The 23274-nt window shown below is 67.3% G+C and carries 22 protein-coding genes; 6 read left to right on the forward strand and 16 right to left on the reverse strand.

All coding sequences use genetic code 11. From position 1 onward, the window contains the following. Window positions 1-102: 102 nt before the first annotated feature. The 4 genes from thiL to PXJ20_RS09635 all read left to right on the forward strand — a co-directional run bounded on the left by thiL (window position 103) and on the right by PXJ20_RS09635 (window position 2924). On the forward strand, window positions 103-1095 hold the full coding sequence (thiL, locus tag PXJ20_RS09620) for a thiamine-phosphate kinase (protein ID WP_421029860.1): 993 nt from the start codon (window positions 103-105) through the stop codon (window positions 1093-1095). 25 nt (window positions 1096-1120) lie between these two features. Next, window positions 1121-1780 (forward strand): phosphatidylglycerophosphatase A, encoded by a 660-nt coding sequence (locus PXJ20_RS09625; protein WP_421030948.1) that lies wholly within the window; start codon window positions 1121-1123, stop codon window positions 1778-1780. A 75-nt stretch (window positions 1781-1855) separates the two neighbouring features. After that, on the forward strand, window positions 1856-2356 hold the full coding sequence (locus PXJ20_RS09630; protein WP_017777061.1) for a CinA family protein: 501 nt from the start codon (window positions 1856-1858) through the stop codon (window positions 2354-2356). Between the two features lie 16 nt (window positions 2357-2372). Further along, window positions 2373-2924: a cupin domain-containing protein gene (locus PXJ20_RS09635; RefSeq protein WP_413212524.1), complete on the forward strand. Its 552-nt coding sequence runs from the start codon at window positions 2373-2375 to the stop codon at window positions 2922-2924. 62 nt (window positions 2925-2986) lie between these two features. On the opposite strand, the gene pyrF is transcribed toward PXJ20_RS09635, so the two are convergent. The 16 genes from pyrF to mpl all read right to left on the reverse strand — a co-directional run bounded on the left by pyrF (window position 2987) and on the right by mpl (window position 21551). Beyond that, entirely contained in the window at window positions 2987-3802 is an 816-nt protein-coding gene (gene pyrF, locus PXJ20_RS09640; protein WP_421029861.1) for an orotidine-5'-phosphate decarboxylase, read from the reverse strand. 180 nt (window positions 3803-3982) lie between these two features. Next, complete coding sequence (locus tag PXJ20_RS09645) at window positions 3983-5140, reverse strand: aldose 1-epimerase (RefSeq protein ID WP_421029862.1); 1158 nt, start codon at window positions 5138-5140, stop codon at window positions 3983-3985. Window positions 5141-5444: 304 nt separating this feature from the next. Then, a complete protein-coding gene (locus PXJ20_RS09650) occupies window positions 5445-6359 on the reverse strand; it encodes an SMP-30/gluconolactonase/LRE family protein (protein WP_421029863.1) in 915 nt (304 codons plus the stop codon). Next, window positions 6356-7171 carry an SDR family NAD(P)-dependent oxidoreductase gene (locus PXJ20_RS09655; protein ID WP_421029864.1) on the reverse strand — a complete coding sequence of 272 codons (816 nt, stop codon included), beginning with the start codon at window positions 7169-7171 and terminating at the stop codon, window positions 6356-6358. The genes PXJ20_RS09650 and PXJ20_RS09655 overlap by 4 nt, the downstream gene beginning before the upstream one ends. A 35-nt stretch (window positions 7172-7206) precedes the next feature. Next, the gene (gene araH / locus PXJ20_RS09660; RefSeq protein WP_017777067.1) at window positions 7207-8223 is read right to left on the reverse strand and encodes an L-arabinose ABC transporter permease AraH; all 1017 of its coding nucleotides are present in this window, start codon (window positions 8221-8223) and stop codon (window positions 7207-7209) included. Between the two features lie 76 nt (window positions 8224-8299). Continuing rightward, window positions 8300-9832, reverse strand: a complete 1533-nt coding sequence (araG, locus tag PXJ20_RS09665) for an L-arabinose ABC transporter ATP-binding protein AraG (RefSeq protein ID WP_421029865.1) — start codon at window positions 9830-9832, stop codon at window positions 8300-8302. A gap of 115 nt (window positions 9833-9947) precedes the next feature. After that, entirely contained in the window at window positions 9948-10946 is a 999-nt protein-coding gene (locus PXJ20_RS09670; RefSeq protein WP_126878035.1) for an arabinose ABC transporter substrate-binding protein, read from the reverse strand. Window positions 10947-11116: 170 nt separating this feature from the next. Then, the gene (locus tag PXJ20_RS09675) at window positions 11117-11911 is read right to left on the reverse strand and encodes an SDR family oxidoreductase (RefSeq protein ID WP_421029866.1); all 795 of its coding nucleotides are present in this window, start codon (window positions 11909-11911) and stop codon (window positions 11117-11119) included. Further along, window positions 11908-12588, reverse strand: a complete 681-nt coding sequence (locus PXJ20_RS09680; protein WP_017777071.1) for a 2-dehydro-3-deoxy-6-phosphogalactonate aldolase — start codon at window positions 12586-12588, stop codon at window positions 11908-11910. The genes PXJ20_RS09675 and PXJ20_RS09680 overlap by 4 nt, the downstream gene beginning before the upstream one ends. 283 nt (window positions 12589-12871) lie before the next feature. Beyond that, complete coding sequence (locus PXJ20_RS09685) at window positions 12872-14026, reverse strand: 2-dehydro-3-deoxygalactonokinase (RefSeq protein WP_421029867.1); 1155 nt, start codon at window positions 14024-14026, stop codon at window positions 12872-12874. Beyond that, window positions 14023-14967, reverse strand: coding sequence for an IclR family transcriptional regulator (locus PXJ20_RS09690; RefSeq protein WP_413212531.1), 945 nt, complete (start codon window positions 14965-14967; stop codon window positions 14023-14025). Before PXJ20_RS09690 ends, PXJ20_RS09685 begins: the two co-directional genes overlap by 4 nt. Before the next feature lie 566 nt (window positions 14968-15533). Then, complete coding sequence (mtgA, locus tag PXJ20_RS09695) at window positions 15534-16280, reverse strand: monofunctional biosynthetic peptidoglycan transglycosylase (protein ID WP_277596875.1); 747 nt, start codon at window positions 16278-16280, stop codon at window positions 15534-15536. A gap of 14 nt (window positions 16281-16294) precedes the next feature. Beyond that, window positions 16295-17164, reverse strand: a complete 870-nt coding sequence (gene aroE, locus PXJ20_RS09700; RefSeq protein ID WP_017777075.1) for a shikimate dehydrogenase — start codon at window positions 17162-17164, stop codon at window positions 16295-16297. After that, window positions 17161-19347: a ribonuclease catalytic domain-containing protein gene (locus PXJ20_RS09705; RefSeq protein WP_421029868.1), complete on the reverse strand. Its 2187-nt coding sequence runs from the start codon at window positions 19345-19347 to the stop codon at window positions 17161-17163. The genes aroE and PXJ20_RS09705 overlap by 4 nt, the downstream gene beginning before the upstream one ends. Window positions 19348-19509: 162 nt before the next feature. Continuing rightward, window positions 19510-20115, reverse strand: a complete 606-nt coding sequence (locus PXJ20_RS09710) for a YqiA/YcfP family alpha/beta fold hydrolase (RefSeq protein WP_421029869.1) — start codon at window positions 20113-20115, stop codon at window positions 19510-19512. Further along, complete coding sequence (mpl, locus tag PXJ20_RS09715; RefSeq protein ID WP_421029870.1) at window positions 20112-21551, reverse strand: UDP-N-acetylmuramate:L-alanyl-gamma-D-glutamyl-meso-diaminopimelate ligase; 1440 nt, start codon at window positions 21549-21551, stop codon at window positions 20112-20114. Before mpl ends, PXJ20_RS09710 begins: the two co-directional genes overlap by 4 nt. A 314-nt stretch (window positions 21552-21865) precedes the next feature. On the opposite strand from mpl, the gene PXJ20_RS09720 reads away from it, so the two are divergent. Further along, the gene (locus PXJ20_RS09720; RefSeq protein ID WP_017777079.1) at window positions 21866-22522 is read left to right on the forward strand and encodes a hypothetical protein; all 657 of its coding nucleotides are present in this window, start codon (window positions 21866-21868) and stop codon (window positions 22520-22522) included. Window positions 22523-22570: 48 nt separating this feature from the next. Further along, window positions 22571-23116 carry a TlpA family protein disulfide reductase gene (locus PXJ20_RS09725; RefSeq protein ID WP_126878025.1) on the forward strand — a complete coding sequence of 182 codons (546 nt, stop codon included), beginning with the start codon at window positions 22571-22573 and terminating at the stop codon, window positions 23114-23116. Window positions 23117-23274: the final 158 nt, after the last annotated feature.

Genomic DNA, 23274 nt, shown 5'->3' on the forward strand with positions numbered 1-23274 from the left:
ACAATCCAGCCTGCCTTTGAGACCGTTGCGCGTTCTTGCGAATGCCTGACGACATTGCCTTCGGGTTTTCACTATCCACGAGCCTTGCCACGCCTTCCGGCCATGCTTTCCGAGTTCTCGCTCATCGACCGTTTCTTCGCCCGCCGCGCCCTCACCGGCCGCGTCCACCACGCAGCGCTCGGCATCGGCGACGACTGCGCGCTCATCGCGCCGCCCGCCGGCGAAGTGCTCGCCGTCTCCACCGACATGCTCGTGGAAGGCCGCCACTTCTTTCCCGACGTCGATCCGCACGCGCTGGGTCACAAGGCGCTCGCCGTCAATCTTTCGGACCTCGCGGCAATGGGCGCAAGGCCGCTCGGCTTCACGCTCGCGCTCGCGCTGCCCGCCGCCCGCGAAGACTGGCTCGAAGCGTTCAGCGCAGGTCTCTTCGAACTCGCGGACCGCTTCGACTGCGAACTCATCGGCGGCGATACGACCGCGGGCCCGCTCAACATCTGCATCACCGTGTTCGGCGCGGTGCCGCCGCAACAGGCGCTGCGTCGCGATGCCGCGCAGCCGGGCGACGACGTGTGGGTCTCCGGCACACCAGGCGACGCGCGCGCGGGCCTCGGTATCCTGCGCGGCGAATGGCACGCGGCCGACGCCGATGCCGCGACGTTCCGCCGCGCGCTGGAACGCCCGGAACCGCGCGTGGCGCTGGGACTCGCGCTGCGCGGCATTGCGAGTGCGGCACTCGACGTGTCGGACGGCCTTGCCGGCGACCTCCAGCACATTCTGGAGAGCTCGCGCGTCAATGCCGTGATCGATGCGGACGCAGTGCCACGCTCGGCCGCGCTGGCGCGCCTCGCGCCCGACGTGCAGCGCCGCTGCACGCTCGCAGGCGGCGACGACTACGAACTGTGCTTCACGGCGCCGCCCAATGCGCGCGATGCAGTCGATGCAGCGGCGCAACGGGCGGGAGTGCCGGTAACGCGCATCGGTACAATAGTTCCTCCCGAAAACGCGGACGCCGCGCCGGCCATCACGTGGCGCGACGCGGCGGGCAACCCGCTTCCCCTGACGTTGCACGGCTTCGATCATTTCCATGCAGACTGAACCCACGCCGACTCCGGCCGAAGACGTGCCCCGCGCGCCCGAGGCGCCGCAAGTTCCCGCGACGTCGCACACGTCCGCTTCGCCGTCGACCAGCGGCGCAAGCGCAGAAACGCCCTCGCCCGCATCGCCAGACGACGCCGTTTCCTCAAGCCGCGCCAACCCGAACGCTACCTCCAACGCCGCATCCAACACCACAAGCGCCCCGCGCCGCGCGAGTGCGCGCTTCATGCTCTCGCATCCGTTGCACATCGTGTCCCTCGGCTTCGGCAGCGGGCTCTCGCGCATCATGCCGGGCACGATGGGCACGCTCTTCGCGTGGCTTTCGTTCATGGCGCTGAGCCGCTATCTGACGGTGCTGGAGTGGGGCATCCTGATCGTCGGCGGCTTCGTTGCGGGCATCGGCATCACCGGCTTCACGGCGAAGAAAATGGGCACCGACGACCCCTCGCCCGTCGTCTGGGACGAAATCGTGGCATTCTGGCTCGTGCTGCTGATGGTGATGCCCGTGTCGTTCAGCGGCCAGCTCTGGTCGTTCCTGGTGTTCCGCTTCTTCGATATGGTGAAACCGCCGCCCATCCGCTACTTCGACCGGCGGCTCAAAGGCGGTTTCGGCATCATGTTCGACGACCTCGTCGCGGCATTCTTCACGCTGCTCGTGGTCGCGCTCTGGCGCATGTCCGTCTGACAGACGGATTCGCTCGGGCGTTTTGTTCATGCGCGCCTCTTCACGCGCTTTTGTCCACGCTCACCCTGCTCGACCATGCCTACCGATTCTGTCGTTCACCAGCTCGCGATCCGCGCCGGCAACAAGCTGCGCGACGAGCGCCTGATGCTCACGACCGCCGAGTCCTGCACAGGCGGCATGGTCGCCACTGCGATCACCGATATTTCCGGCAGCAGCGGCTGGTTCGAGCGCGGCTTCGTCACGTATTCGAATCAGGCGAAGAGCGAGATGATCGGCGTGCCCGCGGAGTTGATCGAGAAGCACGGCGCGGTCTCCGAGCAAGTGGCGCGCGCCATGGCCGAGGGCGCGCTGCGCAACAGCCGCGCGCAGGTGTCGCTCGCGATTACGGGCGTGGCGGGACCGGGCGGCGGCACGGAAACGAAGCCGGTCGGCATGGTCTCGTTCGCGTGGAGCAACCGCCTCCACACAGCCGCCGAAACGCTCGTGTTCAAGGGTGACCGCGAGCAGATCCGCGTGCAGGCCGCCGCGCACGCGCTGCGCGGGCTGCTCGCATTACTCGACGAGAAAGAACGATAAGCCGGGAGGCGCGACCATGACGGCCACCGGCATCGCTGTGGAAGAACTGATTCGACGCCTCGACTTGCAGCCGCATCCCGAAGGCGGCTTCTATCGTGAGACGTGGCGCGCAGCGGACCAGGTGTGGCGCGCGGGCACGACGCCGAACGCCGATCCCGGCGCCGCGCGTTCGGCCTCTACCGCGATCTACTACCTCCTGTGCAATGGCGCGCATTCGGCGTGGCACTGTATCCGGTCCGACGAAGTCTGGCACTTCTACGCCGGCGCACCGCTGGAGGTCTACGTGCTCGATGCAGCCAGCGGCGCCCTTGTCACGCACCGGCTAGGCAACGCGCTCGCCCACCCCGGCACGACGTTTCAGGCGGTAGTCCGCGCGGGCGACTGGTTCGCCGCACGCTGCACCGATCCCGCGACCTTCGCGCTGGTGGGCTGCACCGTGGCGCCGGGCTTCGAATTCAGCGAATTCGAACTCGCCGATGTCGATGCACTCGCGGCGCAGTATCCCGCCCACCGCGAACTCATCGTTCAGTTGCGGCCTGGCGGCACGTCTAGCCAACACGCCGGCTGACACGCACGCAGGCCGTCACGAGTCACCGGCCAAAGAATCACCCGTCGATTCACCCCACCGGTTCACCGATACGCGTTGATCTTGTCGCGCGTTTCCTGCGCTGCGCGCGCCGCGGCCTGCGCGTAGTCGTCGCCCTTGCCGGCGTAGATGATCGCGCGCGACGAATTGATGAGCATGCCCGTGCCCGCTGCCGTGCGGCCCGCGCGCACCGTGGCTTCGACGTCGCCACCCTGTGCGCCGATGCCCGGAATCAGGAGCGGCATGTCGCCCACGATACCGCGCACCACTTCGATTTCCTTCGGGAACGTCGCGCCCACCACGAGGCCCAGCTCGCCGCCCACATTCCACTTCTGCGCCGCGAGTTGCGCGACGACCTGATAGAGCGGACGCCCGCCCGTGTCGAGAAACTGCAGGTCGGAGCCGCCGGGGTTCGACGTGCGGCACAACACGATCACGCCCTTGCCCGCATGCGCGAGGTACGGCTCGATCGAATCGAAGCCCATGTACGGATTCACGGTGACGGCGTCCGCGGCGTAGCGCTCGAAGGCTTCGCGGGCGTACTGCTCGGCGGTGCTGCCGATGTCGCCGCGTTTGGCGTCGAGAATCACGGGCAGACCGGGATGATGTGCGTGGATGTGCGCGATCAGCGCTTCGAGCTGATCTTCCGCCCGGTGCGCGGCGAAGTAGGCGATCTGCGGCTTGAACGCGCACGCGTAGGGCGCGGTGGCATCGACGATCGTGCGACAGAACTCGAAGATCGCATCGGACCGGTTCGCGAGTGCGCCGGGAAACTTCGAGGGCTCGGGGTCGAGGCCGACGCAGAGCAGCGAATTGGCGCGCTGCCATGCGTCGTTGAGCGTCTGGATGAAAGAGGACATGGTGGAAACTCGCGGCGAGCCGGTAATGGCGGTAACGGAAGAGGCGCGTATTTTAAACCGGGGGCGACTTGAGGCCGACACGCGCGCCGCCTTATCGCCTTGCCTTACCTTACCTTGCGTGCTCGCCTTATCGCCCCGCCTCGTAGGGCCGCCTCATCCCGGCAGCTGATCGCCCCCGCCTTACCGCCCCACCTTCCCCGCCGGATGACGCCCCGCCTTCGCACCAGGCGCCCCGGGCACCGCTGCGGCCGTACGCAGCCCCGTGCGCTCCACCGTGAAGCTGAACTCGCGCGCGAGCCGCTCGCCGCGCGCGAGCACCGTCATGCCGTGTTCGGCCGCACCGCCCGCCAGGTTCACGGCGTTGATCGGATGATCGACCGGCTCGAAGCAGAAGAAGTCTTCGCCCGGCGGCGTGTAGAGCACGTAGTAGTCGGTATCGGCGGCCACCGAAAGCGAGAGCCGCCGCTTCGGCCAGACCACCGCCGCGCGGCCGCTCCAGCCCGTGAACCCGTGATTCACGATGCCGCCGGGCAACGGGTACGCCACGCCGAACTGCCAGGCCGGCGGCGCCGGCACGTGCCGCACCGGCAGCCAGTCGTTTCCGGCGAGCCAGAGGCCGCTTGCCGCCGCGCACAACTCCGTAGCCGCGTCGCGCACCAGAAACGGATGAATGCCGAGCCCGAACGGCAACGCGTCGCGGCCCGTGTTCTCGATCTCCAGCGTGATGGTGAGCGTCGACCCATCGAGCGCGTAGGTCTGTGCCGCACGATACGTGTACGGCTTGCCGTCGGTTTGCTCGAACGACAGCCGCACACGCTCGGCGTCCACCTCTTCCACGTCCCAGCGGCCAAGCCAGCCGTCGCCGTGAATCGGCAACGGCTCCGCGGCGCGGTTGCGCGGCACCTGCACCGTGCGATGACCGAAGCGGAAGCTGCCGCCGCCGATCCGGTTCGAGTACGGCAAGAGCGGATAACAGGCCAGTTCATTCGGATCCGTATGCGCGCTCACGTTGAGGCAGCGCCGGAACACCGGCACGAGCGCGCCGTCGTCGCGCCAGTCGAAGCGCGTGATGCCGCCGCCCAGCTGGGGGGCGACGTCGAGCCGCAATTGCGCGTTCACGAGCGTGACGCAGGCGACGTCGTGAGTATCCGCCGCGCCAATCGCGACCGCCGACGTGCTAGGCCCGGCCAGCACCGGATGCGCAGCCGCTTCGAGTCGCGCGCGCCGCGCGGCGGCGGGCGACCCGGAGGAAGGAACAGCCGGGGGAATGGCCACAGCGGCGCCTGGCGACGGCGGCGAGCCAGCAAGGCTGCCAATAGCGGAATTCGCGACGGTCATATCAGACTCCTTCGAGAGGCGTGGATCTCCGCGCCGCGCTGTTGGTAGCCCTGCTGGTAGCCCAGTACGGGCGGCCCAATACAGGCGGCAAAGTGCGGGCGGCTCGGAGCGCCGGCGCGTGCCGGACGCAGCGGGATGGCACAGCCGGCGTTGCATGCCGGACCAGCCGCCCGCGTGGCCGCCTCTTCATCTCGTGTTGCATGCTGCTTCGCGCTGCGCGTCATGCCTGCCAGCGCTTTCGCCTACCGCTTTTGCCCAAGCTTGCCAGGCGCGCCGGGCCGTATTGTCGGCTGCGCAAGCGCGCCTAACCCTGCGGCAAGGCGCCCTGGAAGCACGGTTCAGCGATCCCGCGCCGGCCCGTCATCACGGCGAACACGCCACCCGCCTGCGGCTCGCGCGCGAGCACGTCCGCATCCAGCCCGATGCGCGCGCTCGTCACGTAAAGCGTGTCGAGTTGCGCGCCGCCGAACGCGACGCAGGTGGGCTGCGAAACGGGCATCGGCACGCGATCCGTTTCCACGCCGTCCGGCCCATAACGCACCACGCGGGCGCCGGCCCATTGCGCGTTCCAGATGCCGCCGTCGGCATCCACTGTCGAACCGTCGGGCTCCGCAGTCGTATTGCCGAGCGTCGTGAACGTGCGATCGTTCGTCACGCGTCCGTCGTCGCCGTAGTCGCACGCGCGGATCTCGCGCGTCGGGGAATCGCAGTAGTACATCGTCGCGCCGTCCGGGCTGAACGCGATGCCGTTGGCAATCGCGGGCGCCGGCAGCGGCAGCCTTTCGAGCGTGAGATCGCGGTTGAGCCGGTAGAAGCCGCCGACCGCGCGCGTGGGCGAACCCTCGTCCTTGGTACCGAATACGAAGCGGCCTTGCCGGTCGCAGCGGCCATCGTTCAGGCGCGTGTTCAGATCCGGCTCCACTTCGACGATGCGGTGGATCGCGCCCGTCGCGCAGTTGAAGAACGCGAGGTGTTTCGCCAGCCCGAGCAGCAGCCACTGCGGATCGGCACACAACGCGAAAGACGCCAGCCGCTCCGGCATGGGCCAGGACGCAATCGCACCGTCGCGCGCGTCGTGGCACCACAGCCGGGCGCCTTCGATATCGGTCCAGTATAGGCGAGCAGTGCGCGCGCACCAGGTCGCGCCTTCGCCCAGCGAGCATTGCGAATCGACGGCGAGCGCCGCCGCACGTTCGGTCGCCGCAGAACCCGCGCTCATGCCCAGCCTCCGTCCACCACGATGTCCTGCGCGGTGATCATGCGGCTGTCGTCGGCGGCGAGGAACAGCGCCATACGGGCCAGATCGGCGGGCAGCAACTCGCCTTCGATGCACTGGCCTTCCTTGATCGCGCGCCGGCCCGCGTCGTCCAGCCACAGGCGCTTCTGCTTGTCGGTCATCACCCAGCCCGGCACCAGCGTGTTCACGCGAATGCCGAACGGCCCCAGTTCGCGCGCGAGACCGCGTGTGAGCCCCTGCACCGCGGACTTGCACATCACGTACACGGGGAAGCCACCCTGCTTGAGCATCCAGCTGATCGACCCCAGGTTCACGATGGAGCCGCGCTGCGCCTCCTTCATGTCGTCGATCACGGCCTGCGCCGCGAAGAACTGGTGGCGCAGGTTCACCGCGATGCCCGCGTCGAACGATTCCGGCGTGACCTCTTCGGTCTTGTGGCGGCGGTCGTTTGCAGCGTTATTGACGAGCACCTCGACGGGGCCGAGCGCCGCTTTCACGTCGGCGACGGCGGCGCGCAGCGCGTCGATGTCGGTGAGATCGCAGGACAGAAACAGCGGACGGTGGCGCGAGTCGCCGAGTTCGTCGGCCAGCGCGGCACCCGCAGTGGCGTCGATGTCGAAGAACGCGACGCGCGCGCCCTGCGCGGCGAAGTGCTCGACGAACGAGGCGCCGATGCCGGTCGCGCCGCCCGTGATGAGCACCGTGCGGTCGAGAAGGCTCGGATAGCTCGCGTAGGCGCCGCTTGCCGCGCTGGTTCCGGCTAGGCGCTCGCTTGCGTTGGCAGGAGAAGACATCGTTCGGTTCCTTCGGTTTCGTTCAGAACGTGCGCTCAATCGCGCGAGCCGCGGTTCTTCAACTGGTCGAGCAGCACGGCGGCAAGCAAAATCGCGCCGCGCACGAGGTACTGGTAGAACGCGTCGATGTTGAGCAGGTTCATCACGTTCTCGACCGTGCCCATAATCAGCACGCCGATCACCACGCCCGAGATCGTCGCGCGACCGCCCAACAGCGACACGCCGCCCAGCACGCACGCCGAAATCACGTTGAGTTCGAACCCTTCGGCCGCATTCGGCTGGCCCGAGGTAATGCGCGACGCGAGAATCACGCCCGCGAGCGCCGTCACCGCGCCCTGAATGAGGAAGATCCAGACGCGCGTGCGTTCCACGTTGATACCCGCGAGCCGCGACGCTTCGGGATTGCCGCCGATGGCGAGCGTATTGCGCCCGTACACGGTCTGATTGAGCATCACGCCGAACACGATGAAGCACAGCAGCGTGACCCAGATGGGCAGCGACACGCCGAACATCGTGAGGCCGCCCAGCGCGATGAAGGTATCCGACGACACGCCCACGGCCTGGCCGTGCGAGACGATGAAGCCGAGGCCGCGCACGATTTCCATGGTGGCGAGCGTCGTAATCAGCGCATTGATGCGCAGATACGCGATCACCGCGCCGTTCACGAAGCCGATCGCCGCGCCCGCCGCCACAGCGGCCACGATGGCGATGAACGTGTTGTTGGTGGCGTTCAGCACCATCGCGCAGAGCACGCCCGCGAACGCGACCGTGGAGCCGATGGAAAGATCGAAGTCGCGCGAGGCGAGGCAGAACATCATCGTGCAGGCCACCATGCCGATCTGCGAGATCGACAGCGCGAGGCCCAGCATGTTCTCGATCGAGAAGAAGTGATCGACCGTCAGCGACATCGTGACGAACATCACCGCGAAGATCACGATCAGGCTGTATTCGGTGATCTGTTGCCACCACTTCTGCCTGTCACTGGTCTTCGGAATCAGCGCTTCCGCAGCGCTCTTGGCCGCTTCATGCGCGAGGTTCTCTCTGGCTTGCATTTGCTTCACTCCTCCCGTTCCCCACGGGTTGTCTCACTGTCTATCCACCGGCACGGGTGGGCCGAGCGCGCCGCGTTCAGGCAGCGCGCGCTTCGTTTTCCGCGTTCGCACCGGATGCGCCCTCGGGCAGCGCGAGGCCCAGCACCGTGTGCTCCGTGGCCGCTTCGCGCGAAAGCTCGCCCGCAATGCGGCCTTCGCGCATCACGACGATGCGGTCCGACACGCCAAGCACTTCGGGCAACTCCGACGAGATCATCACGATCGCGCAGCCGCGCTCCGCGAGCTGATAGATCACGTGGTAGATCTCGTGCTTCGCGCCCACGTCGATGCCGCGCGTGGGCTCGTCGAGAATCACGACCTTGAGGTCGGGCTCCGCGAGCCAGCGCGACAGAATCGCCTTCTGCTGGTTGCCGCCCGAGAGGAAGCGGATCTTCTGCTTGCGGCTCGGCGTCTTGATCTTGAGCAGCTTGATGAATTCGTCGGCCGTCTGCGCTTCCTTGCGCCGGTTCAGGAACATGCCCGCGCGCAGGTAGTGGCGCCGGCAGCTGATGTTGATGTTCTCCGCCACGGAAGCCATCGCGACGATGCCTTCCTCCTTGCGGTCTTCGGGACACAGCACGATGCCCTGGCGAATCGCCTCGCCCGCGCTCTTCACGCGGATCGGCTCGCCGTCCAGTTCGATCTCGCCGCTCTTGCGCCTGTCCGCGCCGTAGACGAGGTGCATGAGTTCGCTGCGGCCTGCGCCCACAAGCCCGAAGAAACCGAGAATTTCGCCGCGCCGCACTTCGAAGCTCACCGGTTCAGCCAGCGGATGACCGCTGATGTTCTTCGCCGCGAACCGCACTTCGCCGAGCGGCCGTGCCCGGTAGTTGTAGATGTCCGAAATTTCGCGGCCCACCATCTCGCTCACGATGGTCTCGCGCTTCACGCCTTCCAGCGACGGATGCGAAGCCACCTTGCGGCCGTCGCGGAAAATCGTGCACGCGTCGCAGAGCTGGTAGATCTCGTCCATGCGGTGCGAGATGTAGATGAGCGCGCGGTTGTCGGCACGCAGATCGCGCACGAGCTTGAACAGCACTTCGGTCTCGCGGTGCGAGAGCGAGCTTGTGGGTTCGTCGAGCGCAATCACGCGCGCGTTGCGCATGAGCGCCTTGCAGATTTCCACCATCTGCCGCTGCGCGATGGAGAGCTTGCGCAGCTTCACGTCCGGTTCCAGGTCCACGCCCATCGCGGCAAGCCGCTCGCGCACGAAGCGTCGCGCGGTGCGCTTGTTGACCCAGCCGAGCGCATTCGGCAAGCGCCCGAGCAGCAGGTTTTCCGCCACCGTCAGGTCCGGCACGTACTGCAGTTCCTGGTGAATCACGGCGATACCGGCTGCAATCGACGACGCCGCGCTCGAAAAATGCACCTCGTTGCCGTCGATCAGGATGCGGCCCGAGTCCGGCTGGTACTCGCCGCCCAGAATCTTCAGCAGCGTGGACTTGCCCGCGCCGTTCTCGCCCATGAGACCGTGCACTTCGCCGGCGTGCACCTCGAACGAAACGCCGTCCAGCGCGCGCACGCCCGGAAATACCTTGCCGATGTTGTCAAAACTCAGCGTCGCTGACACTTCGCTTCCCTCTCTTTCCGTCTCGTTCGCCCTCTGACCGGCAAGGCGGTCCCGCTTCGATTTCTCCAACCACCCGAGCACCGAAGCAGGACGCGCCACGCCTGCCAGCCTTGCCTTACTTCGAGGCGAGCCCCATCTTTTCACGCACTTCGTTCACGTTGCTGCGCGTGGCCAGCATGCCCGTCGTGAGCGTGAGCGGGGGCGGCGTCGTGCCCTTCGTGATCCAGTCGTACATGAGCGTCGACGTTTCTTCGCCGTGGCGCTTCGGGCTGATGATCACGGTGCCGTAGAAGCCCGTCGGTTCCGGCTTCTTGAACTCGTTCAAGGCCGAGTCCGAACCGCCGATGCCGATGCCGATCATGTTGTCCGCCTTGAAGCCGCGGCCTTCCGCTGCGCGCACCGCGCCCAGCACGGCTTCGTCGTTCAGGCCGTAGGCCACCCAGTGCTTGAACTTCGGGTTCTTCGTGAGGGCGATGTTGGCCGCGTTGAACGCGTTTTCCGTGTCGGTCTTCGCCTGCGGCGCCGCGATCACGTTCGCCTTCGGGAAGCCCGCGGCGATGAGCGCGTCGGTCGCGCCGCTCGTGCGGTCGTGCGCGGTGGGCAACTGCTCGTAGGTCACGTCGATCGCGCCCACGTCTTTCATGTCCCAGCCGCGCTTCTTGATTTCGGCGGCAATGCCTTCGCCCACCTGCTTGCCGATGTTGTAGGCCGAAATGCCCATATGCGGCACCGACTCGATCGGCTTGCCCGCGCCGTCCACGAGGCGGTCGTCCACCGTCATCATCTTGAGCCCGTCAGCCTTCGCCTTCGCGACGATGCCCGGTCCGAGCTTCACGTCCGGCGTGCAGATCACGAAGCCTTGCGCCTTCTGGGCCGCGAGATTGTCGATGGCGCTCATCACCTTTTCGCCAGACGGCGCACCGATCTTCACGAGCGTGAAGCCTTTTTCTTTCGCGGCGATCTCGGCGAACTTCCATTCGTCCTGGAACCACGGCTCCTCCGGCTGCTTCACGAGGAAGCCGATCTTGACCGGATCGGCCGCCTGCGCGACGGGCGCGTTGAAGAGCACCGCCGTGGCTGCTGCAGCGAGCGTGAGGAAAATTCTGCGTTTCATGGTGCGTGTCTCCTGTCTGGCAATTACGCGAAGGTATTGGCCGCGTTTTCTTGTTCCCGGCGCGACGCACGCGGCCAGTGCGTCATCGGGATCACAACCCGGTAGTCGCGTCGCCCGGGCGGCGCGGCCTTTGTGTCTGCGTTGCTGCTTCGTCTACCGCTTCTCTTCGTTCAGTCGTGGTAAAGCGCCGAACGCCCGCCGTCGATCGTGATGCAGCTCGCGTTGATGAACGGCGCTTCATCGGACGCGAGAAAGACTGCGGTCATGGCCACTTCCTCGGGGCGGCCAATGCGCTTCATCGGCTGCAGATCGAGCGTGGCCTCACGCGCGGCGGCCGGGTCCGGCTGGCTCGCCCACCAGTCGTGCGTAAGCTGCGTTTCGATGTAGCCCGGCGCGATGGCGTTCACACGCACGTTGCGCGGCGCGTACTCGATGCCGAGCGCCTTCGTGAGGCCGATCACGCCGTGCTTCGCGACTGGGTACGGAAAGCAGCCCGGAATGATCTTGAACGCATGCGTGGACGCGATATTCACGATGGCCCCCGCGCCGCGCTCCACCATGCCCGGCAGCACGGCGCGACAACCGTTCCAGACGCCGTCGAGGTCCACCGCGAAGCAGCGGCGCCAGTCGTCGTCGGTCATCGTGAGCGGGTCGCAGAACACGTTGATGCCGGCGTTGTTCACGAGCACGTCGACCGGACCGAACGTGCGTTCGGCAGCCTCCACGGCGTCGCGCACCGATTGCGGCTGCGTGACGTCGGTGCGCACGGCGAGCACGCACGGCGAGCCTTGTGTTTCGTCTTTCAGCGTCGCTTCGATCTGCTGCGCGGTGCGTTCGGCGGCATCGAGATCCAGCTCGGCCAGCACGACCGCCGCGCCTTCGCGTGCGAAAGCTGCAGCGATCGCCGCACCAATGCCGCGACCGGCACCGGTGACGAGTGCGACCTTGCCGGCCAGCCGCTTCATTTGCGCATCCCCGCGCGCGCCACGCGCAGTCCGTTGATGAACGCCTTCGCGTGCGACGCCGTGGTTTCCGCGCTCTGACCGGGCTTGTAGAGCGCCGAGCCGAGCCCGAATCCGTTGGCGCCCGCAGTGAGGAACGGACCCATGTTGTCCGGCGTGATGCCGCCCACCGGCACGAGCGGCACCTGCGGCGCGATCACCGCGCGCCAGGCCTTCACGACCTGCATGCCGAGTTGCTCGGCGGGGAACATCTTGAGCACGTCCGCGCCGTTCTTGAGCGCGAGAAACGCCTCGGTGGGCGTGGCCACGCCAGGCGCGCACGCAAGCCCGTGCGCCTTCGCGGCGAGCACCACTTCAGGATCGCTGTGCGGCATCACGATCAGTTCGCCGCCCGCGGCTTTCACGTCCTTCACGAGCGTGGGCTGCAGCACGGTGCCGGCGCCCACGATAGCGTCGGCGGGCACGGCCTGGCGGATCGCCGCGATGCTCTCGAACGGCTGCGGCGAATTCAACGGCACTTCGATGATGCGAAAACCCGCTTCGTACAGCGCGTGGCCATGATCGGCGGCGTCCGCGGGCGTCACGCCGCGCAGGATGGCGATGAGCGCGCACGTGTCGAACGCCGCGGCAAGTCCCGCGTGCGGCGCATACGGTGCTGGCAGGTTGAGATCGGTTTGCATGCTCTTTCCTGTGTCGGTCTCTGCTGCGTCAAGGAGGCGTCGCTGGTGCGTTGCCGCTGCGTCACGGATGCGACGCTGTTGCGTTGGCGCCGCTTCGCTCTCGCTCGACGGGTGGTTTCGGTTCGTTGCTGCGCGCTCGTGTTCGTTGTTCGCGTGCTTTGCCTGCGTGTTTTGCCTGCGTGTTTTGCCTCGTTGTCTTGCCTCGTTGTCTTGCCTCGTTGTCTTGCCTAAGTTCGCCGCTTTGCTGCGTCGCTTTGTTGCACTACGCAGCCCGCGTTTCACGCTACGCGGCTGAATCTTCCTGCGCCGGCGCACCCACGGCCGGCGTCACGAGTCCTGCCTGCACTGCGATGCGCCACAGCCCTCGCTCCGTCGCGTGCCGCACCAACTGCGCGTTCGTGCAGCCGAACTGCGCGAGCGCGAGGCGATAGCGCTCGCACAACGCATCGTTGCCAATCAGGCGCAGCGTGCGGCCTGCCAGCGGCGGCGGCTCGTGCGCGAGCACGGCTTCGAGACCCGCAAGCTCGTGCCCGATCAGCAGGCCCGAAAGATAGTCGGGCTGCTGCTGCGGTTCGAGCTGCGCCGTCAGACCCAGCGTGCGCGTGCTGAACACCGTGGCCAGCACGCCGGCATCGCCGTGTTCGCGCGCAACGGCCACGCCGCGCAGGAACGCACCCAGATCCGGCTCGCCGGGCGACACCATCGTGCGGCCCAGAATGGTGTGCTCGCGCAGCGCCGCGAAAATCTCTCCGGTCATGAACGTGTAGAAGCGTTCGATACGCCCATCGCGCACGATCGCCCACTTCGCGTGCGTGCCTGGCAGACCGATCAGCACGTTGGCGGCCGAGCCAGCCTGAGTGTCCTGAGCATCGTGCGGTTCGTCGCCGTCGCCACCGAGCGCGCCGACGATCTGCGTTTCCTCGCCGCGCATCACGTTCGGCAACTCGCCGCGCTCCAGCACGCCAGGCACGATCGCGAGCGTCGCGCCGCGCGCGGTCTTCACGCGCACGATGCCGGCGACGAGCGCGTCCGCGCTCGCGGGCGTGTCCACGTAAGGCGCCTGCACCCAGCCCTGCGCGCTGCCCACCATGCCCGCGGCAATCACGGGCAGCGACGGCGTCTCATCGAGCCACTCGCCGCAGACGGCGTCGAACGCCATGTCGAAGCCGCCTTCCGCAGCCGGACGCGGCAGATTCATGATGCCCGCCGGCGACCCACCGCTCGCCAGCACGCGGCCCGTCGCGTCGTAGAGATACGCGCGCAGCGCCGTGGTGCCCCAGTCGAGCGCGATCAGCGCGGCGGCAGGCGTGGCGGCGGCGCTGGCGGCAGTCGCAGCCGCAGCGGCGGCGTTGGCAACAGCCGCAGCCGCGGTGGTCGCGCCGGCTGCATCGAAACCGGTGACGGCGGCAAGCGTGCCGCCGGCCGTGGATTGACTCATCGTTTAATCCTGCGTGCGGCGGGCTGCGGAGCGCGCCAGCCGAGTTCTTCCGAGATCGCGCGCGCTTCGCGCTGCACGATCGGCACCAGTTCGTCCATGCGTTCGAGCGACATGTACGGAATCGTGCTCGCCACCGAAAGCGCCGCGACGATGGCGCCCGACGCGTCGCGCACGGGCGCGGCGACGCAGCGAATGGAGGCTTCGTTCTCTTCGAGGTCGAACGTGTAGCCGCCCGCGGCGTAGCCCGTCATGCGTTCGAGGAACGTGTCGAGGTCCGGGCGGTGGTCCGGCTTGAAGCTCACGCCCGCAAGCGTTCGGCGCGACGCTTCGTGCAGCTTGCGCCAGACGTCCGGCGCGAGATCGAGCATCAGCGCCTTGCCGATTCCCGTCGACGCGAGCGGCATGCGGTGCCCCACGCGCGAGCGCATTTCGAGGCCGCGCTGGCCGGGAATCTTGTCGATGTAGAGCACGTCGTCGCCATCACGCACGCCGAGGTGAATGGTGTCCAGCGAGTAATCGGCGAGCGCCTGCAGATGCGGACGCGCCACTGCGGTGAGCGGCATCTGTTCGAGCGCGATGGTGCCCAGTTCGATGAGCTTGGGGCCGAGCAGGTAGCCGCCCTGCACCTGGCGCAGGTAGCGCGCCTGCACGAGGCTGCTCACGAGGCGGTGCGTGGTGCTGCGCGTCGTGCCGAGCGCGGCGCCGAACGAGCGCAGGTCGCGCACGCCGGCCGCGGCGGCCTCGAGAATCGCGAGGCCGCGCAGCAGCGTCTGCGTGCCGGCCTGCTGTTGTGCGAGGTCGAGCGGCGAACCGGGCAGGCCGATTTCGTCGGCGGGCTGCGCGGGCGTCTGCGCTGCCGACTTCGAAGCGGCGCCGTTCGCGGCGCGCGACGCGCGACCGGCGTGTTCGGGCTGAGGTGTGGCAGCGTTGGGCGGAGACATCAGTTTGTTGTCCATGGCGATCGCAACCGGAAAGGCGTTTGTGCGGTTAGCGGGCGCGTTGGCCCGAGGAGCGAAACAGTGTGCGGACGACGGACGTTCCGTCAGGCGGCGGGAACTGCGCCGCATGCGTCGCGGTGATGGACATGGCTGGCTTGTCTCCGATTTCGTGCCGGCTCGCAGGCAATTCGCGGCCGACCGTTTCTTTCTTGCTGTGGGCGCTGGGCATCGCGTGCCCGGTGTGTGGCGCATTGTAGGGCCGAACGTTTTGAATCTCCAATATATGAGTTTGACGATCACATAATGGGATTAAAGGCTTTGGCCGCGCCGAAGCGGCGCGGGAAAATCGCGAGGGAAACGAATGTGGCGCGAGAGGGAATGGAGCAGCCGTGAGGCGACGAATGCGTCAGCGCAGGAATGAACGAGACGGCTGGGGACGGAAGCGGCGAGAGGGCGGAACGAAAAGCACGGGCCGAAAAGCGCGCGCCGAAAGGCCGAGCAAAAACGCGCGGGCGCTCGCAGGTGCTGCGTGGCCGCTCGCTACACGGCCCGACCGTGCGCCGCGGCTGCTACTGCGGCAACTCCGCCACGCCCATGCGCCGTGCGATCACGGCGGCACGCTGCGAAAGCCAGGGCGAGTTTCGATGCTCGTCGAAGTAGCGCGGGCGCGGCAGCATGACGGCGAGCCGCGCCGCCTGCCAGGCAGTCAGCTTCGCCGCGGACGTGCGGTAGTAGTGCTGCGCCGCAGCCTGCGCGCCGTACACGCCGTCGCCCCATTCGACCGAGTTCAGGTAGATCTCGAAGATGCGCTGCTTGTCCATCAGCGTTTCGAGCATCCAGGTGATGATCAGCTCCTGCCCTTTGCGCAGGTAGCTCTTGTCACGCGAGAGGAACAGGTTGCGCGCGAGTTGCTGGGTGATGGTCGAGCCGCCCGCCACGATGCGTCCGCGCGACTTGTTCTTTTCCCAGGCTTGCAGGATGGCGTCGGTTTCGTAGCCGTTATTGCTGACGAACTTCGCGTCCTCGGAGGCGATGATCGCGCGCTTCAGATTGCGCGAGATCTGCTCGTAAGGCACCCAGGTGTGCTGGATCGCGGGGTCGGCGCGCTCGCTTCGCTCGCTCGAAAGCCGCCACGCGTCGGAGCGCATGAAGGCCGTCGATTGCGGATTCACGACGTTCCACACCGCGATCTGCGCGAAGTAGTAAAGCTGCGTGGCGATCCACGCGCAGGCGAACACGGAGAAGCCGTAGAACGCCCATCGGGCGAGGCCCGGACGGCGCGTGCGCCGGGCGGCGGCGGTGAGCGAGATCGCCACGGCGTGCTCGCGCGTCAGGCCTTCTGCGCGGCCAGCTGCGCGCGCAGTTCGGCGAGCACGGGCGCGCTGTCGGGCCGCACGCCGCGCCACACGTAGAACGATTCGGCAGCCTGCTCCACGAGCATGCCGAGGCCGTCCGCGCTGCGTGCGCCCAGCGACTGCGCGTGCCGCATGAAGACGGTGGGCTCGGCGCCGTACATCATGTCGTAGGCGAGCGTGGCCGCGCCGAACGCGCGGTCGTCGCAGTCGGGCAATGCGGCGTCGAGGCTGCCCGCCGTCGCGTTGACGATCACGTCGTACGGGTAGGGCTCGACGGCATCCGGGCCGCCGCCCGTCAGCGTGCAGCCGGCCTCGTAGGCCGCGGCCCCGAACTGCGCGACGAGCCCTTCGGCCTTCGACGCCGTGCGGTTCACGATGGCAAGCCCACGCGGACCGCGTTCCAGCAGCGGCAGCACGACGCCGCGCGCCGCGCCGCCCGCGCCGAGCACAAGCACGCGCGCGCCCTTCAGCGCCACGCCGAGGTTCGTTTCGATGTCGCGCACGAGGCCGACGCCATCCGTGTTGTCGCCGTAGATGCCGTCCGCGTCGAAGCGCAACGTGTTGACCGCGCCGGCCGCCGCGGCGCGCGCCGAATGCGTGTCGGCGAGCGCATACGCTTCGAGCTTGAACGGCACGGTGACGTTGAGCCCGCGGCCGCCGGACGCCATGAACGCCCGCACGGTTGCGACGAAGCCGTCGAGCGGCGCGAGCAGCCGGTCGTATGCGACGGGCTCACCGGTCTGCGCGGCAAAGCGCGCGTGAATGAACGGCGACTTGCTGTGCGCGACCGGATTGCCGATCACGGCATAACGGTCCGCCTGCGACGGCACCTGCGGCGCGCTCATCGGCTCTGTTCCTCTGCGTGGTGATGGCGACCGGCGTGCGTTGTGCCCTCTTCAGTGGACCCTTCGGCGGCATTTTCGTGGGTGCCTTCGGAGCCGGACGCTTCGCCACTCGTGTTCGACTCGCCTTCGGTCGGCTCGCCCTCGCCGCCTTCATCGCCGCCATCATCGCCGCCATCGGCTTCGGCCAGCGCTTCGGCTTCGCTTTCGGCGGACGCGTCGGTGGCCTCGATCAGCTCTTCGTCTTCGCTCTCTTCTTCCGCTTCCGCACCGCTCGTCACCGTCGGCGCGTCGAGCACGCGCAGCATGCGCACGGAGGCCTCGATCGTGAGTTCGTCGATCGACATCACTTCCAGCAGCAGGCGCGTGCCGCGCGCGTGCACGCCGAGCGCGGGCACGTGCAGCAGCAGCGGGATTTCTTCGAGGCGCACGAGGTCGCCCTTCACGACCGCCGCCACTACCTCGCGCCGGTTCTCCTGCATGAGCCAGCGCAGGCACCAGAAGTACTCCATACGGCGCTGATGGTCGGCGTAGGCCGTATAGGTCTCGTCGAAGCCTTGCACGACGGCGAACAGGTCGGCGTCCTTCGGCTTGAAGGGCGCCGCGAGCTTCGCGGTCACGCCGTGCTGCACGCACGCAAGCAATTGCCACTGGTTCACGAGGTCCACGTAGCGGCGCAGCGGCGAGGTGCTCCACGCGTATTGCGCCACGCCCAGGCCCTCGTGCGGCGCGGCCGTGGTCTGCATGCGCGTGCGCTTGGGGCCGGTGGGCGCGCCGAACGCGCGCTGCGAGCGATAGATGCCCGGCACGCCGTGATCGTGCAGGAACGCGCCCCAGGTGGAGTTCGCGAGAATGGCGAGTTCCGCGACGATCAGGTCGAGCGGCGAGCCGCGGCGGCGCGGCGTGATGGTGATGCGCTCGCCGTCCACGTAGAAGTTGTAGTCGGTGTTGCGCTGCACCTCGCGCTTGAGGCCGTAGCTCGCGCGCGTCTGCTGGCGTTTTTCGAAGAGCGCCTGGGCAAACGGCCAGAGTACGGCGATGTCGTCCTTGTGCGGATAGTCGCCGGTGCCCGCTGCGAGGGCTTCCTCGGTGACGTGCTCGTCGAGCGTGTTGTGACGCAGGTTGTGCTTCACGAACACGCGCTCGGCGCGCGTTTCGGTCGCCACGATCTCCTGCGTTTCGCGGTTCACGATGATGTAGAGCGATAGCGCGGGCCGCAGGTCGCCTTCCTTCAGCGTGAAGGCATCCACGAACTCGTCGGGCAGCATGGTGATCTTGTCGCCCGGCATGTAGACCGTGGAAAGACGGTTGCGCGCGATCGTATCGACGGGGTCCCCGCGGCTGATGCCGAGCGCCGGCGCCGCGATGTGCACGCCGATGCGCACGCGGCTGTCGGCCAGATGCTCGACGGAAAACGCGTCGTCGATCTCAGTGGTCGTCACGTCGTCGATCGAGAAGGCTTCCACCAGCGCTTCGGGCAAATCCTCGGCAAGCGGATTCACGGTGACGGGCGGAAAACCGGTGCCGTGCGGGAAGAATTCGGCGAGAAAGCGCGCCTCGTGCAGCGCGCGCGCCGACGGAATGCCGCCGCATTCGAGCATAAGCCGCGGCATCGAAATGCCGCGCGCCGCGGCGGCCGCTTCCAGCGCCTTGTACTCGATCGAATTCTTGTCGGGCCGCGTGAGAAAACTGAGCGCGCGCCCCTGGAACGCCTCGGGCAAGCGGCCCGCTTTCAGTTCTTCTTCGTACTGCGCCTGGACGAGCGCCTGCTGCCGCTTGCGCTCCAGCGACGCGAGCGCCATCTTGAGCTGCTCTTCAGGCGCGCGCTGATACTGGCCGCGCCCCTTGCGGCGGAAATAGACCGGCGCGCCATGCAGGCGCAGCACGAGCGCCGCGCGCTCCACGGGACCATAACCTTCGCCGAAGTACTCGCTCGCGAGCGTGGAGAAGGCGAACTCCTCCTGCGGCGCGCATTCCCACAGAAAGTCGAGATCGATCTGCTGCGCGGCGGCATCGGCCTGCTCCATGAGCTCGGCCGCTGCCGGCTTTTCGAACTCGATCAGCACGTCTTTCGCCCGCACCTTCGCGCGCCGGCCGCCCGGCAGCTCGACCTGAAATGCGTCACCCTGGCGCGACAGCACGCTGCCGGCCTTGAAACTGCCCGATTCCTCGAAGAAAACGTTCACTCAGTACTCTCGTTCAGACTTGCTGCGCGTCTTGCGTGCCTTGCGTGCCCCATTGCAGGCGCAAGACGCGTGTTCGTTCCGGATAAGGTGCGCGGTTCGTTGCCGCCAGACCGCCCACTCGTTTTCGTGTTGCTGTTGTCGTTTCGCCCGCGTTCGTGTCGCTCAGCCGATGGCGGGCGGGACCGCGGACGCCGCATCGCAGAAAGCGATCACGTCGTCCACGTAGCTCGCGAATTCGCTGATGGCGTGATCGCTGCCTTCAATCAGCTTCGTGCGTGCGCCCGGGTAGTGCGCGAGCATCTCGCGATAGTCGAGCACTTCGTCGCCCGTCGCGGCTAATAAATAATAGCGTTCGGGCCGCGTAACCGATGCGACGGCCAGCGCACGCAATTCAACGAGATGCCGGGGCTCCACGACGATGGAGCCACCGCCGTGCCACAACGGCTGCTCGCCGAGATACTGGCTCAGATCGCGCTGCGGCACGACCGCCGGATTCAGCAGCACGGCCGGCCAGCCGTGCTTTTCGGCCAGATGCGTCGCGAAGTAGCCGCCCAGAGAACTGCCCACCAGCGCTACATGCGCGTCGCCGGTCGCGGCGCGCCGCTGCTCCACTTCGCGCTCCACGAGCGCCACCGCTTCGAGCGGCGAGACGGGCAGCATCGGGCAGCACCATTCTTCAGCGCGCCCCACTTCTTCGAGACGTGCCGCGAGCAGCCGCGCCTTGAACGACGCCGGCGACGAGCGAAAGCCGTGCAGGTAGACGATCACGCGCTGTCCCGTCCGCTTGCCGCTGCCGTTGCGGCTGTTGCGGCCGTTGCCGCCGGCCGCGCCGAAAGCGCGTCGAGCAGTTTCTGATGCACGCCGCCGAAGCCGCCGTTGCTCATCACGAGCACCTGGTCGCCCGGGCGCGCGGCTGCGGTGACGGCTTTCACAAGGGCGTCGAGGTTGTCGAATGCGCGGGCCTTGTCGCCAAGGGGCGCAAGTGCTTCCGCAAGATTCCAGCCCAGGGCATCGCGGCCCGACGGCGCGCCGTAGCCGAACACGAGGTCCGCGTCGGTGAGGCTGCCCGGCAACTGGGCCTTCATCACGCCGAGCTTCATGGTGTTCGAGCGCGGTTCGAGCACGGCCAGAATGCGCGTGTTCTCGCGGCCTACGCGCGTGCGCAGGCCGGCAATGGTGGTCTGGACCGCCGTGGGATGGTGCGCGAAGTCGTCGTAGACGGTCACGCCGTCCACGCTGCCGCGCACTTCCATGCGGCGCTTCACGTTGCGGAATGTCGCGAGCGACTTCGCCGCCTGCGCGGGCGGCACGCCGACGTGGCGCGCCGCGGCGATGGCCGCAAGCGCGTTCATGCGGTTGTGCTCGCCCTGCACCTGCCATTCCACGACACCCACGCGCTCGCCGCCGTGATACACGGCGAAGCGCTCGTCCACGGGTGCACCGTCTTCGGCAGGCAGCGCCTGCCAGCCGCCCTCCACGCCGAAACGCTCCACTTCGCTCCAGCAGCCGCGCGCGAGCACGCGCTCGAGCGAATCTTCGCGACCGTTCGTCACGATGCGGCCCACGCCCGGAATCGTGCGCACGAGGTGGTGGAACTGGGTTTCGATGGCGGCGAGATCGGCGAAGATGTCGGCGTGATCGAATTCGAGGTTGTTCAGCACCGCCGTGCGGGGGCGGTAATGGACGAACTTCGAGCGCTTGTCGAAGAACGCGGTGTCGTACTCGTCGGCTTCGATCACGAAGAAGCTCGAATCGGTAAGCCGCGCCGAGACGCCGAAGTTGAGCGGCACGCCGCCGATCAGAAAGCCGGGATTGAGGCCGGCGTCTTCGAGCAGCCAGGTGAGCATCGAAGTCGTGGTGGTCTTGCCGTGCGTGCCGGCCACGGCAAGCACCCACTTGCCCGCCAGCACATGTTCGCCCAGCCATTGCGGGCCGGACACATAAGGCAGGCCGCGGTCGAGAATGGCCTCCATCAGCGGATTGCCGCGCGTGACCACGTTGCCGATCACGAACAGATCCGGCTTCAGGTCGATCTGCGCGGCGTCGTAGCCTTCGATCAGGCGAATGCCCTGGGCCTCGAGCTGCGTGCTCATCGGCGGATACACGCCGGCGTCGCAGCCGGTCACCGTATGGCCCGCCGCCCGGGCGAGCACGGCGAGACCGCCCATGAACGTGCCGCAGATGCCGAGGATATGGATGTGCATAAGCCTGGTGCGCCGAGCGGGCGCCGTATTCGAGATGGAGTGGGAGAATGCGGGCGGCGTTCCGGGCTGACCTGCCTGCGCGCCGGTTGCCATGAAGGACCGCAAAGGCCGCTATTGTACCCGACGCATCCACCGCGCCCGGGCTGTCGGCGGGCTCGCAGCGGGGCCGGCCGTGGCGCCTGCGGGCGGTCCCGCGTTGGCCCGCAATCCGTCCGGCAGCGGCCTGCGGAGTGGGCTCCCGCCCGCAGGCACGCACGCTCAGGGGCCCGGGGAGCGCCGGAAAGCCGTCATGCATTCTCTAGTATGATTGCCGGATGGTTCGCAAATCACATTTCGACCCACAGCGCGTTCGTGAGGAAATCGCGATCGCGGCTGCGCGGATGATCGCCGAGGACGGGCTCGACTACTCCACGGCCAAGCGCAAAGCGGCAAGGCAGGTGGTGGGCGAGACGCGCGTGGACGGCTCATGGCTACCGGATAACGACCAGATCGAGGAAGAAATCCGCGAGTACCAGTCGCTTTTCCAGGGCGACAGCCAGCCGGCGGTGCTGCGGCGCCTGCGCGAAATCGCGCTCGACTGGATGCAGCGGCTCGAGCCCTTCAACCCGTATCTCACGGGGGCCGTGCTCAACGGCACGGCGGGCGAGCACTCGGATGTGCACCTGCAGATCTTCTGCGACAACCCGAAGGAAGTCGCGATCTATCTACTGAATGCCAACATCCAATATGACGTGTCGGAAACGCGGCACTTCGCCCAGCGCGGCTACGTGGAGACGCTGAGCTTCCTGTGGAAGGCGTCGCGCGACGCCGAACCGGTGGGCATTCATATTGCGCTCTACGACACCGACGACCTGCGCGGCGCGGTACGCGCCGACGCCCGCGGGCGCCTCGCGCGAGCGAACGCCCAGGCGGTGCAGGCGCTTCTCGACGAAACGAACGCGGCGGACGCGGCTTCCCCGTCTGCCAACTGAAACGACTGAAACCCACAGAGCCCAGCCGGGCTAGGCACCTGATCGACCATGAACACGAAGCGGATTCTGGCCGCTGCCGCCGTGGCAGCAATCGCAGCGGGCGGCGGGGTTCTCGCGGGCCACTGGGTCCGCGGAGGCGATATCTCCGAGGCGGGCGAAGCGCCCGCGGCACAGGGCGCCGTCGCGCAACTCTGGACCGCGCCGGTCACAAGCCCGGACGGCAAGCCGCAGTCGCTTGCGCTGTACAAGGGACGGCCCATGGTGGTGAACTTCTGGGCGTCGTGGTGCGGGCCGTGCGTCGAAGAAATGCCCACGCTCGCGAAACTCCACGACGAGTACTCCAAAAAGGGCGTCCAGTTCGTCGGGCTCGGCGTGGATTCCGAGAAGAACGTGAAAACGTTCCTTCAGAAAGTGCCCGTCGATTACCCCATCTACGTGACGGGCTTCGGCGGCGCAGACCTCGCCCGGGCGTTCGGCAACAACGCGGGCGGCTTGCCCTTCACGGTCGTAATTGACGCGAAAGGCAACGTTCGTACGACAAAACTCGGCGAAATTCGGCCCGACGAACTCAAGCGAACGCTCGACGCCCTTTGAGCCCATTCGTCCGTTTCTGCCGAAAAGTGCCCGAAAGCGCCGGAATTGTCCGTGATTTAACGAAAATTGAAGGAAGTTGAGCGCCAGGACGCCAGCCGAAGCGCCTGACATGGCGCAGGTTTTTCGCGCAAACCTAGACAAGTTTCTCTAATCGGCGC

Origin of the sequence: Paraburkholderia sp. A1RI_3L (genome assembly GCF_048957895.1) — a bacterium.
Lineage (GTDB): Bacteria > Pseudomonadota > Gammaproteobacteria > Burkholderiales > Burkholderiaceae > Paraburkholderia > Paraburkholderia kururiensis.